Annotated in this window: 12 protein-coding genes; 4 read left to right on the top strand and 8 right to left on the bottom strand. The window is 45.2% G+C overall.

The features are described 5' to 3' along the window. Positions 1-6: 6 nt before the first annotated feature. From hypA to JEZ96_RS09005, 6 genes are all read right to left on the bottom strand, one after another. Positions 7-354, bottom strand: a complete 348-nt coding sequence (hypA, locus tag JEZ96_RS08980) for a hydrogenase/urease nickel incorporation protein HypA (protein WP_011789473.1) — start codon at positions 352-354, stop codon at positions 7-9. After that, the gene (gene hypE / locus JEZ96_RS08985; protein WP_011789472.1) at positions 354-1370 is read right to left on the bottom strand and encodes a hydrogenase expression/formation protein HypE; all 1017 of its coding nucleotides are present in this window, start codon (positions 1368-1370) and stop codon (positions 354-356) included. Before hypE ends, hypA begins: the two co-directional genes overlap by 1 nt. Continuing rightward, the gene (gene hypD, locus JEZ96_RS08990) at positions 1363-2502 is read right to left on the bottom strand and encodes a hydrogenase formation protein HypD (RefSeq protein ID WP_011789471.1); all 1140 of its coding nucleotides are present in this window, start codon (positions 2500-2502) and stop codon (positions 1363-1365) included. Before hypD ends, hypE begins: the two co-directional genes overlap by 8 nt. A gap of 61 nt (positions 2503-2563) precedes the next feature. Then, on the bottom strand, positions 2564-2809 hold the full coding sequence (locus JEZ96_RS08995) for a HypC/HybG/HupF family hydrogenase formation chaperone (protein ID WP_011789470.1): 246 nt from the start codon (positions 2807-2809) through the stop codon (positions 2564-2566). After that, positions 2809-3591, bottom strand: a complete 783-nt coding sequence (hypB, locus tag JEZ96_RS09000) for a hydrogenase nickel incorporation protein HypB (RefSeq protein ID WP_011789469.1) — start codon at positions 3589-3591, stop codon at positions 2809-2811. Before hypB ends, JEZ96_RS08995 begins: the two co-directional genes overlap by 1 nt. Before the next feature lie 274 nt (positions 3592-3865). After that, positions 3866-6565, bottom strand: coding sequence for an acetate--CoA ligase family protein (locus tag JEZ96_RS09005; protein ID WP_025008744.1), 2700 nt, complete (start codon positions 6563-6565; stop codon positions 3866-3868). A gap of 202 nt (positions 6566-6767) precedes the next feature. Here JEZ96_RS09005 and JEZ96_RS09010 point away from each other — a divergent pair, with 202 nt between their 5' ends. Next, positions 6768-7355 carry a hypothetical protein gene (locus tag JEZ96_RS09010; protein WP_025008743.1) on the top strand — a complete coding sequence of 196 codons (588 nt, stop codon included), beginning with the start codon at positions 6768-6770 and terminating at the stop codon, positions 7353-7355. 125 nt (positions 7356-7480) lie between these two features. Here the strand turns inward: JEZ96_RS09010 and JEZ96_RS09015 are convergent, their stop codons facing one another. Continuing rightward, the gene (locus tag JEZ96_RS09015; protein ID WP_011789466.1) at positions 7481-9091 is read right to left on the bottom strand and encodes an ABC-F family ATPase; all 1611 of its coding nucleotides are present in this window, start codon (positions 9089-9091) and stop codon (positions 7481-7483) included. 223 nt (positions 9092-9314) lie between these two features. On the opposite strand from JEZ96_RS09015, the gene JEZ96_RS09020 reads away from it, so the two are divergent. Next, on the top strand, positions 9315-10091 hold the full coding sequence (locus tag JEZ96_RS09020) for a CLCA_X family protein (protein WP_025008742.1): 777 nt from the start codon (positions 9315-9317) through the stop codon (positions 10089-10091). A gap of 192 nt (positions 10092-10283) precedes the next feature. Here the strand turns inward: JEZ96_RS09020 and JEZ96_RS09025 are convergent, their stop codons facing one another. After that, positions 10284-12374 (bottom strand): TonB-dependent siderophore receptor, encoded by a 2091-nt coding sequence (locus tag JEZ96_RS09025; RefSeq protein ID WP_025008741.1) that lies wholly within the window; start codon positions 12372-12374, stop codon positions 10284-10286. Between the two features lie 128 nt (positions 12375-12502). Between JEZ96_RS09025 and JEZ96_RS09030 the strand changes: the two genes are divergently transcribed. Further along, a complete protein-coding gene (locus tag JEZ96_RS09030; RefSeq protein ID WP_011789463.1) occupies positions 12503-13672 on the top strand; it encodes a PepSY-associated TM helix domain-containing protein in 1170 nt (389 codons plus the stop codon). Beyond that, complete coding sequence (locus JEZ96_RS09035; protein WP_014610656.1) at positions 13672-14139, top strand: hypothetical protein; 468 nt, start codon at positions 13672-13674, stop codon at positions 14137-14139. The genes JEZ96_RS09030 and JEZ96_RS09035 overlap by 1 nt, the downstream gene beginning before the upstream one ends. The last annotated feature ends 36 nt before the right edge of the window (positions 14140-14175 follow it).

Here is a 14175-nt window from a genome sequence, read left to right on the forward strand (position 1 = left end):
AGATACCTATTCCTGCTCCATTTCAAGTTGCATCAGTAACATATCTTCGCCGTCGAGAACGCGGGTTCGATAGCTTTGACAAGCAGGGCAGACGATGGAGCGTTCATTCAGTTCAGACGATGTTTGGCAATCGAGGCATTCAATCACCAAGGGCTGTAATTGCATATTGAGCTGAGCTTCTTTGCATATACCATCGAGTTTAAAGGTATCGAAGGCCGTTTGCAGTAATGCGGGCTCAACCCCACTCATCACCCCAAGTTTAATCTCTACCCGAGTGATCTTATTTGCCTGATTGGCGAGCGCGTGTTGTTCACATTGCTCAATCAGGGCACTCACAATCGAATATTCGTGCATCAGCAAATCCTTGGCAGCAGTTCACCTTGGGGAAGATCGAGATAGCGCTTGGTATTCCACGGGGTTTTTAAAATCACTTTCCCTGCGGTTTCATCTGTTACCGTGCCGATAATGGCAGCCTGTTCACAGTGACCAAAACGCTGCATAATCTCGAGCGCACCTAAGGCAATCTCCTGAGGTACAGCAAGGACAAAGGTGCCTTCATTGGCGAGATCCATGGCTTCAAAGCCGTAGAGTTCGCATAGGCCTTTGACTTCATCACAAACGGGAATACTCGCCTCATTCACTGTGATCCCCACATTGGAGGCAACCGCCCACTCATTTAATACCGCTGATAAACCACCGCGGGTGGCATCACGCATCGCATGAATGGGAATATTGGCGGCAATCAACTGCTCCACGACGGGCCAGAGCGTCGCGCAATCGCTTTGCAGCGCTGATTCGAGCACTAAACCTTCACGAGCCATTAAAATGGCCGCACCGTGACAGCCAATATCACGGGAGACAATAATCGTATCGCCCGCAGTGAGATTTGCAGCCGAGATATTGGGACGCAGGATGCGGCCAATACCTGATGTGTTAATAAATAAACCATCGGCGCAGCCCTTGGGGACAACCTTAGTATCGCCGCAAACAATCCGTGCACCACTTTGTTTTAATTCTTTGGCCATACTGCGGACGATTGTGGTTAAGTCATTGATAGAAAAACCTTCTTCTATAATCACACTGCAACTCAAATACTGAGGTTCAGCGCCCATCATGGCGAGATCGTTAACAGTGCCCGCGATAGCAAGCTTGCCGATATCACCGCCGGCAAAAAATAGGGGCGATACAGTGAAAGAGTCCGTGGTAAAAGCATTGGCGCCATGTAAGTCAAGTTTTGCAGCATCTTCTTCGCTGCGAAGGATGGGATTATCAAACTCAGCAAAAAATAGATCGCGAATGAGTTTGTTCATCTCTTTGCCGCCACCGCCGTGACTGAGTTGAATGGATTTATCTTTTGGTGTATCACCCATGATGTGGCTCCTTAATATCGACGCCTTGATAGCGGTAATAGGCATTGCAGGCGCCTTCAGAGCTGACCATACAACTGCCTAATGGCGTTTCAGGGTTGCAACCTCGGCCAAAGACTTTGCAGTCCTTAGGCTTCGCGAGGCCGCGAAGAATATCACCGCACTGACAGGCCTTATGATCATCAATTTCTTTCACGGGCAAGCGATCTTTAAACCGTAGTTCGGCGTCTCTATGGGCATATTCAGGTCTGAGTTGCAGCGCTGAATTGGGTATTGGGCCAAGGCCGCGCCAGCGAAATTGCGGTCTAACACTAAAGAATTGGTTCACTTTAGCTTGTGCTGTGAGATTGCCATCCTCTGATACGGCGCGGCTATATTGGATATCAAGCTCGGCTTTCCCTGCCGCTTTTTGTCGGACAATACGCAGGATGGATTCCATTACATCGACAGGTTCAAAACCTGAGACCACTACGGGTGTGCCATATTGTGCGACCGCTGGGCGGTAGATTTTAGCGCCACTTATCACACTGACATGGGCCGGGCCAATAAAGGCATTCACTCGCGCATTAGGATCGTGCATGACGGCATCAATGGCAGGAGGCACTAATACATGGTTGATATGGAAAAGCAGGTTATCGAGTTTTTCATGTTCGGCGAGTTGAAGCAGAATTGCCGTCATTGGCGTTGAGGTTTCAAAACCTATGGCGAAAAAAACAACGATTTTATCGGGGTTATCACGGGCAATTTTGAGCGTATCTAAGGGATCGTAAATCGGGCGGATATCGCAGCCTTTAGCCCTAAAACTGGCTAAAGAGCCTTGAGAACCGGGCACGCGGATCATATCGCCCAGCGTCACAAGGATCACATTTTCTTGGGAGGCAAGCGCTGCGGCTTGGTCGATACGTTCCTTTGGCATCACGCATACAGGGCAACCCGGGCCGTGGATAAATTCAATATTATCCGGCAGTAAATCCAACAAACCGTATTTCATTATGGTGTGGGTATGGCCACCACACACCTCCATAATATTGATTTGTTGCTTGATCGTTTTAGCCGTTAGCTGAATGTCCCGCGCCAAATTGGCGATAGTCTGGGGATCGCGAAAGCCTTGGTAGAGGTGTTTTAGTTCAAGCATTCTCTTTCCTTGGTGCGCTGATTGAGCGCACGCCTTTTATCGAAAAAGGATTTAATGTGGGTTAATGCATGGCTTCATTTTCAAGTTTTGTGACGATTTCTTGATAAAGTTCAAGACTTTGTTGTGCATCTTCTTTGTCAATTTTATTCATCACAAAGCCAATATGAATAAGCACATAGTCACCAATTTCAAGCGGCTCAGTCATTAAATGACTACTGACATCGCGGCGAACCCCTAAGGTGTCGACGGTGACACTCTGGCGCTCGGCATCAATGGCCACGACTTGGGAAGGAATGGATAAGCACATTATTGCGACTCTCCCACAGATGTTTGGCGAATATTGTCCTTAAGCCACTGGGCAACGGCCTGCATTGAGTCGCCATCTTTAATTGAGACTTCAATGATTTGGGTATCTGGATTGAGTTTTTTTAGCTGGGCTCTGGCTTCGGCTAGATTGAAATCAAAATAGGGCAGCAGATCGCACTTAGTGATAAAAACGACATCGGCGCGGCGGAACATTACCGGATATTTTTCAATCTTATCATCGCCCTCTGGTACGGATAGCAGCACGATATTTTTATGGGTGCCCACATCATAGCTTGCAGGACAAACGAGGTTGCCGACGTTTTCCACAAAACAAATATCTAAGCCTTCAAGGGGTAAGTGGTGCAGGGCGCCGTGAACCATGAAGGCATCAAGGTGACAAGCCGATCCGGTTTGAATTTGGTAGGCTTTAATACCTTTCGCGATGAGACGATCAGCATCGCGCGAGGTTTCTAAATCGCCTTCAATCACCGCATAGTTAAGCGTGGTGTATTCTTTGAGGTTTTCTAAAAGCGTGGTTTTACCACTGCCAGGACTGCTCATCAAATTAAAGGCGGTAATATTATGCGCCTCGAAATGAGCACGATTATGGCCCGCTTCAACATCATTTTTGTCGAGAATTTTGTGAATAACCGATAAGGTTTTTTTATCGTTTAACTGGGGATTCGTGTGCAGTTCAGGATGGTGGTGCTCGTGGTTATGTGAATGCGCGCCGAGATGATCATGTTCGTGGCGGGTAAGAGAGCAGCCGCAGTCTTTACACATAGTGTTATCACTCCTTTAGGCATTATGATGACCCTTGGATTTAGCTTACCCCGTCACCATAATATTATGGGCAAATCGTTAAATTTGGTTACGCTAATGTTAAGTGTGATACAAATCGGGAAATGATTCTTTGATATTCGTCAGGTTATGGGGATTCAATGGCGCGTTTTAATACACGCCATTGAATTTCCCTGAGTAGTTTTACAACGGTAAATACGGGTTAAGCAAATTGTTGACGGTATTTCAGTTGCTAATATCGCCGTAAATCAGTTTGTTATTGGTTTTGTTTAAGATCCATATGCATTTTGATCAAATGCTCCTCCATATCGAAGGTGACTTTAAATCCTAAACTTTTTGCTAGGCTTGCCATATTACGGTTTTCAAACATGGTAAAACCTGTGAGTACTGCCGTATCGTTGGCTTGATAATACTTAATGAGTTTTTCGAGTAGTAACTTGCCTAGACCTATGCCTTGGTGATCGCCGCGTACTGCCATGGCAAATTCAGCTTCTGTATTATCGGGATCGATAGAAGCCCTTACTGCACCTAGGGTGATATCATCACCATCTGGGCCTTTTGCGGTCGCGATAAACGCCATTTCTCGGGCGTAATCGATTTGGGTTAATACCGCCATTTCCTCATGGGTCATTTTAGAACGTACCCCAAAATAGCGTTTGTACCTGTCTTCATCGGATAGCGAGTTATCGAAGGCCAAATGCTTAGGTTCATCCTCGGGTAAAATTGGCCGTAGCATCACCTTTAGGCCATTTTTAAGTTCGGCTTCTTCTTCTAATTCCTTGGGATAGGGCATGATCGCGAGGCGCGATGCACTGTCGGTATTAGCATCATGCAAGCGAATATTCACATCGAGCAGGGTGATCTTTTCTCCCGCTGCTAATACGGGATTTAAATCTAATGAGGCAATTTCGGGGCAGTCGATAATAATGTGGGAGATCTGCGTTAGCATCACACACAGGGCATTCATATCTAAACCTAAGGGTAAATGCCGGTCTTTTAGTTTGTGGGTCTTTAATGCTTGGATCACCATATAGCGCGCTAATGCCATATTGAGTGGGGGTAGGGCAACAGCGGCATCGTTTGTGGGATCCCATTCTGAGCCGCCTTCACCTAAACAAATGGCAGGGCCAAAGACGGGATCGCTTATCACGGCCACGCGGATCTCCTGTGCACCCGCCGTTAGCGCCATTTTTTGCACTATCATACCTTCGATAATGGCGTCGGGATTCGCCTGATGCACCCTTTGCGTAATCGCGTTCGCTGCATGACGGATATCTTCAGCCGACGTTAAATTAAGCATGACCCCATGCACATCGGATTTATGCAAAATATTGGGCGATTGGACTTTTAAAGCTAAGGGATAACCCGCCTCATTGGCGATAACAACGGCTTCATCGGCATCTTTAACAAACCAAGTATCAATAGTGTTGAGGCCGTAAGCACGCAAAATGGGGATCGCCTCATGGGTTTCGAGTACCGATTTTCCTTTAGCTTGCGCTGCTTGCAGTAATTTTCGCGCGGTTTGGCTATCGGTTGGAATATTATCGGGAATGGATTGGGGGACTTCCTGCAGTAATTTTTGGTTACGGCGATATTCAACCATGTGCATAAACGCACCCACGGCACCTTCAGGTGTGCGATAGGTCGGAATGCCGCCCTTTGTAAATCGCTTTCTCGCCTGATAGGCCGAATCTTCCCCGCTCCAGTTGGTGAGAATATTCAACCGATTCTTTTTGGGATGGGTGTGAATGGTCTTGATTAATGCATCAGCGATTTCAACACTCTCACCAAGTGCTGACGGTGAATGTAACACTAATATGGCATCTAACTCATTACAATCCATCAAAATACTCAATGCCTTAGCATAACGAGCCGCATCGGCATCACCGATAATATCGACTGGATTTTGCCGTGACCAAGTGCTGGGTAACACGGCCTCAAGCTGGGCAATGGTGTCCTCTGTGAGTTCGGCCAGCTTTCCACCACGTAAAATTAACTCATCGACTGCTAATACGGCTGGGCCACCACCATTACTAATAATCCCTAAGCGTTCCCCTTGGAGTGGATTTGAATGAGCTAGGCTTTCTACCGCCGCAAAAAGTTCAATTAAATCATTAACTCGCAACATACCTGCGCGGCGAAATGCCGCTTCATACACGGCATCATTACCGCCAACTCCACCCGTGTGCAATTTTGCGGCGCGGGCACCTTCAGGGCTTCGGCCCGATTTAATGACGAGGATGGGTTTATTGCGGGAGGCGGCGCGGGCGGCTGATAAAAAATGGCGCTTTTCATTGACTGAATCGATATACAACATAATGGCGCTGGTGCGGCTATCGCGGCCTAAGTAATCGAGTAATTCATCGAAGTTAATATCGGTGGCGTCACCGAGAGAAATAAAAGAAGAAAACCCTATGCCTTTATTATTGGCCCAATCGAGTACCGTCGTGCAAATGGCGGCGGATTGAGACACGAAAGCAATTTTCCCAGGAAGCGCGCTGGCATGGGCTAAACTGGCATTTAAACCAAGTGGCGGCAATAACATACCTAAACTATTCGGCCCAAGGATACGCATGCCATAACGCTTAGCATGTTGCATCGTAAGTTCGAGCAAACTCACACCCTCCTCATTAAACTCCTGTGCCATACCTGAGGCCATAATAATGGCCACTTTACAACCAAACTGAGCTAAGGTTTCAACAATAGCGGGCACGCGGCAAGCACGGGTACAAATCACGGCTAAATCGGGTTTTATCGGAAGGGCCTCAATATTAGGATAGGCAAGCACGCCCATCACAGCCCGATATTTAGGCGTAACAGGCATAATTGGCCCAGAAAAACCACTGGAGAGCAGGTTTTTCATCAACACATTACCAGCGCGTTTCTCGGTATTCGAGGCGCCAATAATGGCAACGGAAGTCGGTTTAAATAAGGAGTTTAATGTACGTTGACTCATAAGCGATTCCATCCCAATCAATGACGCTTTCAGTGTAACCTAGGGTTTGATGGCTGCACAGTTAAGTTTCTGTATCTACTAAGACTATATGATGAATTGAGTCCGTTTTACTGAAGGAAGTTACCGAGTGGATAACAGGTTTGATAAACTCAGTGTTGATGATATCCAAATCCGTTTCTAATACATTTGGCAGTGGTAAGCAATGACAGGATTTTACGAGTTTTTTAGTTTACCCGATAGGGTTGAGGTTGTTTGTCCCTTATGTGATGGTTGTGCTACTTTCACCTATGCTCATGTTTTACAAATAGAAAAAAAAGATGCCCATTTATTTGAAAACGAGCGGTTTGAGATCAAACTGTTTAACCAAAGATTTGCCCATAAATGGCCCGGCGTGCTGTTTTTTCCTCCCTTATTCGGTGCAGTGTCTTGGCGGGAAAAATTGCCAGAAAAATACCAAGGTGCTTCGACTTGGGAGCATAGGGCAAATAGTGCTTTTACGGACGGCACAGATCTTGGCCTTATTTGTTGTCATCAATGTATGGCAAAACAGAAACATCAACTTGAATGGCCCCAAGATGCATTTTATGCAATTGAATTTAAAGGCCATTTACTTTGGGCATTCAATAAAATGATGATGCAGCAGATCCGTGATTATATTCAGGCTAAAGATCGCGACGCGGTATTTGCGTCTGAGCCAATCGTCATTCGACATTTGCCAACGGTTTTTAAACTGGCTAAAAATCGCGAGGGATTGGTCAAAAAAATCAATAAGCTCATTTACCGCCCATAGTCTATGAAAATGACTCGGTATATTGATAACGGGCTGTATTAATAAGAAAGCCGTCATTGGTTATCCAATGACGGCTTTTTAATGTGCTAACCCAGCGTTAATCGATATGAGTGAGTCGCGCCATATTAAGCGCGCTGTCTTGCCATAATGTCAGCTTGGCTTGAAAGATATTCATCGAAGGTGCCTTGGAAGTTAATCAATTTTTTATCTTTAATATCAATGATCCGCGTTGCCAATGATGAAACAAATTCACGGTCGTGGCTGACGAATATTAAGGTGCCTTCAAAGTCTTTGAGTGCATTATTTAAGGCTTCAATGGCTTCCATATCCATATGGTTGGTGGGTTCATCCATGATGATGACGTTAATGTCTTGCATCATTAACTTGCCGAAGATTAAACGGTTTTTCTCACCGCCTGAGCAGTTTTTTGCTTTTTTATTGGCATCATCTTCGGTAAACAGTAAGCGTCCAAGCATGGCGCGTACCATCAAATCGTTATGCTTAGGTTGGCGCCATTGATCCATCCATTCCATGATGGTGAGATCGTTATCAAAATCTGAGGTGCTGTCCTGTGGGCAATAACCGATAGAGGCATTCTCGGACCATTTAATCGTGCCTTCATTGTGGATTAACTCATTGACTAAACAGCGCAGTAAGGTGGTTTTACCAACACCGTTTTCACCGATTATCGCTAGCTTAGCGCCCGCTTCGAGAATTAAATCGCCGCCTTGGAAGAGGAGTTCACCGTCAAAACCGTGGCCGAGATTTTCCAGCACTAAGGCTTGGCGGTGCATTTTTTTACCGGCAGCAAAGCGAATGGAAGGCGTAATGCGGCTCGATGATTTCACTTCATCGAGTTTAATTTTATCCATGCGTTTGGCTCGAGAACTGGCTTGTTTGGCCTTAGAGGCGTTAGCACCAAAACGGTTTACGAAGTCCTGTAATTCTTCAATCTCAGCACTCTTTTTAGCATTACCCGCCAATAGTTGCTCACGTAGCAGGGAAGATTGGGCTAAAAAGTATTCATAGTTGCCGGGATAAATGCGCAGTTCGCCATAATCAATATCCGCCATATGGGTACAAACGGCATTTAAAAAATGTCTATCATGGGAGATGATAATCATGGTGCATTTGCGTTTGTTCAGCTCGGTTTCAAGCCAACTAATGGTATGAATATCCAAGTTGTTGGTCGGTTCGTCGAGCAGCAAAATATCGGGGTTAGCAAATAGGGCTTGGGCTAATAACACCCGCAATTTCCAACCTGGAGCGACTTGGGACATTGGGCCGTAATGGAAGGATTCTTCAATACCCGCTTCGATCAGGATTTCGCCCGCCCGACTTTCGGCGCTATAGCCATCCATTTCGGCAAATTCACTTTCAAGATCGCCAACGCGCATACCATCTTCTTCGGTCATGTCGGCTTTGGCATAAATTGCGTCACGTTCTTGTTTGACTTTCCAAAGCTGAACATCACCCATGATCACCGCATCGATAACAGTGTATTGCTCAAAGGCAAATTGATCTTGGCTTAAGGTACCGACCTTTAATCCCGGTGTGATGGACACATTACCTGAGGTTGGGGCGAGTGCACCACTTAAGATTTTCATAAAGGTTGATTTGCCGCAGCCGTTAGCGCCGATCAGACCGTAGCGGTTGCCGTTACCAAATTTTGCCGAGATATTTTCAAATAAAGGCTCGGGGCCGAATTGCATTGTGATATTTGCGGTAGAGATCAAAAGGAACGTTCCTAATTTGGGTAATAAAGGTAAAGGGCTGTAGACCAATGAGCGGACTTAAGGCAACAAGATGACTAAGCGCAAAGCCAACATAATAAGGCCGCGGAGTATACAGATTAACCGCGTAAGATGCGAGTAGACAAATGCTTGGGTTTTTGTTCTAAGCCTTTTTCGCATAGAATGGCGGGCTTAATGACCTCTTTATAACTGGTTGTATGTACCTTTGTTAATCCGTCAACAATATATTCGTAGCGGCCCCGATTATCGCTTTAGTGAACCGGTTTCTTTTTTGGATATCAAACAAACCTTTGGCTTTAGTCATGTTCGTGTTGGCCGTTGGGTGACACGGGAAGAGTCCCGTATTGCGGCTAATCTGGTATTTGACTCGCTTGCCGATCTTGCCTTTATCCTTAAATTGCCACCGTTAACCTTAGGATTGCGACAAACCTTAAGCCTTGCCTTTGGTCATGGCGGTCAAAAAGGGGTTCAAGCCCACTATGCTCCAGCGACAAGGGAGCTCGCATTAGCTAAAAATGCGGGCGCGGGTGCATTAGCTCACGAGTTTTGGCATGCGTTTGACCATTACATTGCGCCTAAAGCTTTTAACTTGAGCGAAGGACACTTTTTATGTGCCAGTGATCTTTGGCTTGCCGATTCACCCTTGATTAAGCATCCCCTTAATTTGCGATTATCTGAAATTTTTAAGGTGACCCTATTAAGCCCTGATGGAAAAGAGCCGAGCGATTATGTGCGCCGCGCATTAGCGCTGGATAAACGCTATGGCACTCGGTATTTTTCACAACCAACGGAAATGATGGCGAGGGCATTTGAAGCGTGTATTGAATCTTATCGGGATATTTCTAATCCCTACTTAGTCTCTGGTACGTCTTTTTCAGCAATGGCGAAGGAGGGCGCCTATCCAGATGAGTCACATCGGCAGAGGATTTTTACGGCGTTGATCGATTATTTTGAACCTCTGGGAATCGCGCTGGCAAAATAAGCCGCTCATTCTTGTGTATTCGATGGTGCATGCTGCGAAAGCCTTAATTGCAATATCGGCCTTAGGCGATATGTACACTAACTGGCTGCTATCTGTGAGCTAAATTGTGAGACGTCATCATTTCACTCAGCATAAAAATGCCGTGTCTGTTACGACACGGCATTATTGATATTAACTTGCTAGAAACTTGCTCTAGAAATTATAGCTTAGGCTTAACTCAATATTTCGGGGTTCGCCGAAGAAACCTTGATTGTAAAAATCAATGCTAGAGTAATATTTTTTATCAAATAAGTTATTGATATTTAGTTGAACTTTCGCATCGCCTGTCAGTTGATAGCTTGTCATCAGATTCACGAGATAATAGCTGTCTTGCTCGGAACGCTCACCATTGGGGCCTGCTTTGTCTTTGTAAATTTTACTCTGCCAGCTTAAGTTACCGCCGACTGTCAGATCCGAGAGTGCACCATCAAAGTGATAAAGGGAGGATAAACGAATCAGATCCTTTGGTAGATAGGTGCTAAAGGCAACCCCATCTTGATCTTCTGATTTACTATGGGTATAGCTGAAAAACAGATCCCAATCTTCTACTGGTCTACCGTTTAACTCAACTTCATAACCTTGGTTACTGGTGCCATCCACCAAGTGCATTGGATAATTGCCACCAGGTAAGGGAAGGGCGTTATCATCGGGTTCTGCCACATTTTCTTTTTGCACTTTAAATACGGCTATACTGGCGGTCAGTTTTTCATCGAAGAAATCCCCTTTTGCGCCCAGTTCAATATTATTTCCGGTCATGGGCTCTAAGCGCTTATTGTTTGCGTCTCTTGCATCCTGTGGCAGAAATATTTCGGTATAACTGGTGTAAATCGAGATGCTATCGTTGAGGTTATATATCAGACCTGCATAGGGCGTAAAGACATCGCTATTGTTGTAGTCAGCCGCCGCGTTTGATTCAAATTTATATTGGCTAATGCGGCCACCCAGTAACAGCATCCATTGATCGTGTAAATTAATTTGTGTCGCGAGATAGGCCCCTTTTTGAGTTTCCTCACCTTCTTGATAGATTGGCGTAGACGGATAACTGGGTTCAGCGACGGAGCCATCCCATTCGAAGAAGTTACCAATACTTATGCTATTTAATGGGTAATAGGAATCTGCGGTCGTATCTTGCTTAGAGTATAGTAAACCTGCGGTAAGTTTATGCTCGCGACCAAAGAGTTCGAATGGCCCAGAGGCAAATAGCCGCGCGGCATCTTGTTTACGGGTCGATTGATAGATCATCGCCGATGCCCCCATACCTAAACCTGTGGTTTTATCTGGCGCACCATAGAGATAAAGCAAGTGCCCATCCATCTCATCTTCACGATGTTCCACGTCAAATTTGACGTCCCAATTATTATCAAAATTATGTTCAAGCGTAGCAAAGACGTTTGCACCATTGCGTTGCCAACTTGACCAAGAGGCTGCTGTTGTGGTCGAACGGGATAAATCATTAGCTAAGCTGCCATCAGCATAAAATAGAGGAAGACCACCCCAAGTTGAGCCTTTAGGATCTCGGTCACTGTAATCAGCACCTAGGGTTAATAGGGTATTATCACTGAGTTTTGCCGTGATCACGCCATAAACTTGCAGGTTTTCATCTTCGGCTAGATCAATATAACTATCTGATTTTTCATAGGCGGCGGCAAAGCGTGCCTGCACATCACCACTCTCTGTTACATCAACGGAGGCATCGCCTTCAACACGGTAACTATCCCATGCACCGACTTTTGCGCTGACATAGCCGCCAGGTGCCGCTTTAGGACGTTTACGGATAAGGTTAATTGCTGCAGATGGTTCACCCGCACCCGTTAAGAGTCCTGTTGCACCGCGGACAACTTCAACGCGGTCAAATAATATGGTGTCGGTTGAGGCGTCATTAAAGAAACTCGAGTAGTTAACGGGGACGCCATCAAACTGAAAATTAGTAATGGGATTACCTCGGGAGCTAAAGAAATAGCGGTTGGTCTCGGCTTTTTGAGCATAAATGCCAGGGGTTAAAAACATTAAGTCCGCGACACTATTGAGTGAGAAACTTTGAATAAACTCTTGATCAATAATGGTGACTGATTGTGGCGTTTCTCGCAGCGTTAAGGGCAACCCAGTTGCCGTTGCGGCTTTATCTAAACGACTTCCCTTAATACTGATGACTTCAATATCAGTAGTGGACTGAGGCTCATTAGCGTAGGAGCTTGGCGCTAATAAAAGACTTGAAATGAGTGTAGCTAACAGCGATTTTTGCATCATGATTCCCCATCATTGTTTTTTGTGAGCTGCATTCTAATTGAAAACAATTATCAACACACCGTATTGATAACAATTCGTATTACATTTACACTCACCAAATTGTAAAAGTGTTGGGATAATCACATATGGCGAAGGTTAGTAACCGATTTTGGTTTATGTTGCATGGTTGGGTATCACTCCCAATCTGGTTGTTATTTAGTTTTATCTGTTTAACGGGGACGATTGCAGTACTTAGCCACGAACTGACGTGGCTCACTAATCCTGCATCCCGCGCCGTTAATCCAAACAATTTGCCAGCAAAGTCGGTTGATGAATTAATGGCGGCGGTAAAAAAGGCTCATCCTACAGCAGAAATCAGTGGGGCTATGACCTTCGAGCCTTATCTTGTCAATGCAGTGATGTTTACCGATGTGGATAAACCCTATGCAATTGCTTATGTGAATCAATACACGGGTGACGTTCAGCAAATTAACGAAGGGCTGACTTTTATTGGTTTTATGCGTTCATTACATGGTTGGTTATTATTTCCATGGCCTGGTAGTTATAGCGTAGGGTATTACCTTGTCTGCTCTATGGCGGTATTGATGCTGGCGTCTTTAATTACCGGATTAATTGTTTATAAGCGGTTTTGGCGTAGTTTTTTGGCACCTAAAGTGCGTATTACGCAAGGGAAAAAAACACTGCTAGCGGATTTACACAAATTATCTGGTGTTTGGTCAATTTGGTTTATCGCCATTATGAGTGCAACAGGATTATGGTATTTAGTCCAAGCTGTTTTTTGGCATGCTGATATTGATATCGAGCCTCATGCGCCGTTAATTGTGGCGGAGCAAGTTCCCTTGCTTAAAGAGGGAGAGACAACTATACCCATTCCTGCGGTATCACTTAATCAAGCTCTTATGATTGCAAAGGAGCGTTTCCCTGATTTTCAACCTAGTTATGTGATGCTGCCAGAGCATAACCGGGATATGTATCACCTTAGTGGTAGTGGTGATCATATTTTTTATGACCAACATTCCTATAGCCTGAGTATTAATCCTTGGACGGGGGAAATAGCGAAAGCATCATCACCCGAAACCATGACGGGCATGCAAACCATCATGCACATTGCCGATCCGCTGCACTATGGCACGATTGGGGGAATTTGGACCAAGTTTATTTGGTTTGTGTTTGGTTTAATTTTGTCGGGTATGTCAATTACGGGCTTTATGATGTGGGGATTGCGTCATGTCAGAGCCTTTAAAAAAGCAGGATCTGATGACTTAGCTGCCGATATGTTGGGGGAGATTCGCTAATGGCGTTTAATCGAGCACTGTTTTGGCAAAAGAATAAATATAAATTAAATGGATTGATCTTAGTCTTGCCATTTTTATTCTTGTACCAATCATTAACACCGAACTTTCCTCCCGCATGGCAGGCACAGGAATTAGGTGAGTTTAAAATTGCGCCTATGCCATTGAATATGAAGGCTCCTTATCAACATCACGATGAATATGTGAAGGATTTTATGTTGATTTTTGAAAAAGGGGAGACAGGGCTAATTCGACAAGGTTATGCCAATATTGGGCCTGAGGCATTACCAATTAGCCAGCTACAACAAGGGGAAAATGGTGTGCTCCATGGCAGTAAATATGGACAACATGTGCATGCCATTGCGGGGGCAAAACTGTCATCGAGTGATAGTTTATGGATCTCTATTCAAACATGGCAAGGGGAGTGGCTCGTGGCAAAGTGGCCAATACCGGAAGCGTTGCTGATTTAGCATTTTAAACAGACAATTCCATGTGTAATGGGATTG

Origin of the sequence: Shewanella putrefaciens (assembly GCF_016406325.1) — a bacterium.
In the GTDB taxonomy this organism is placed as follows: Bacteria; Pseudomonadota; Gammaproteobacteria; order Enterobacterales; family Shewanellaceae; genus Shewanella; species Shewanella putrefaciens.

Excerpts from the sequence above, each read along its gene's own strand:
- JEZ96_RS09005 (WP_025008744.1), bottom strand. The coding sequence starts at position 6,565 with ATGAGTCAACGTACATTAAACTCCTTATTTAAACCGACTTCCGTTGCC.
- JEZ96_RS09025 (WP_025008741.1), bottom strand. The coding sequence starts at position 12,374 with ATGCAAAAATCGCTGTTAGCTACACTCATTTCAAGTCTTTTATTAGCG.
- JEZ96_RS09035 (WP_014610656.1), top strand. The coding sequence starts at position 13,672 with ATGGCGTTTAATCGAGCACTGTTTTGGCAAAAGAATAAATATAAATTA.
- JEZ96_RS09010 (WP_025008743.1), top strand. The coding sequence starts at position 6,768 with ATGACAGGATTTTACGAGTTTTTTAGTTTACCCGATAGGGTTGAGGTT.
- hypA (WP_011789473.1), bottom strand. The coding sequence starts at position 354 with ATGCACGAATATTCGATTGTGAGTGCCCTGATTGAGCAATGTGAACAA.
- JEZ96_RS08995 (WP_011789470.1), bottom strand. The coding sequence starts at position 2,809 with ATGTGCTTATCCATTCCTTCCCAAGTCGTGGCCATTGATGCCGAGCGC.
- hypD (WP_011789471.1), bottom strand. The coding sequence starts at position 2,502 with ATGCTTGAACTAAAACACCTCTACCAAGGCTTTCGCGATCCCCAGACT.
- hypE (WP_011789472.1), bottom strand. The coding sequence starts at position 1,370 with ATGGGTGATACACCAAAAGATAAATCCATTCAACTCAGTCACGGCGGT.
- JEZ96_RS09030 (WP_011789463.1), top strand. The coding sequence starts at position 12,503 with ATGGCGAAGGTTAGTAACCGATTTTGGTTTATGTTGCATGGTTGGGTA.
- hypB (WP_011789469.1), bottom strand. The coding sequence starts at position 3,591 with ATGTGTAAAGACTGCGGCTGCTCTCTTACCCGCCACGAACATGATCAT.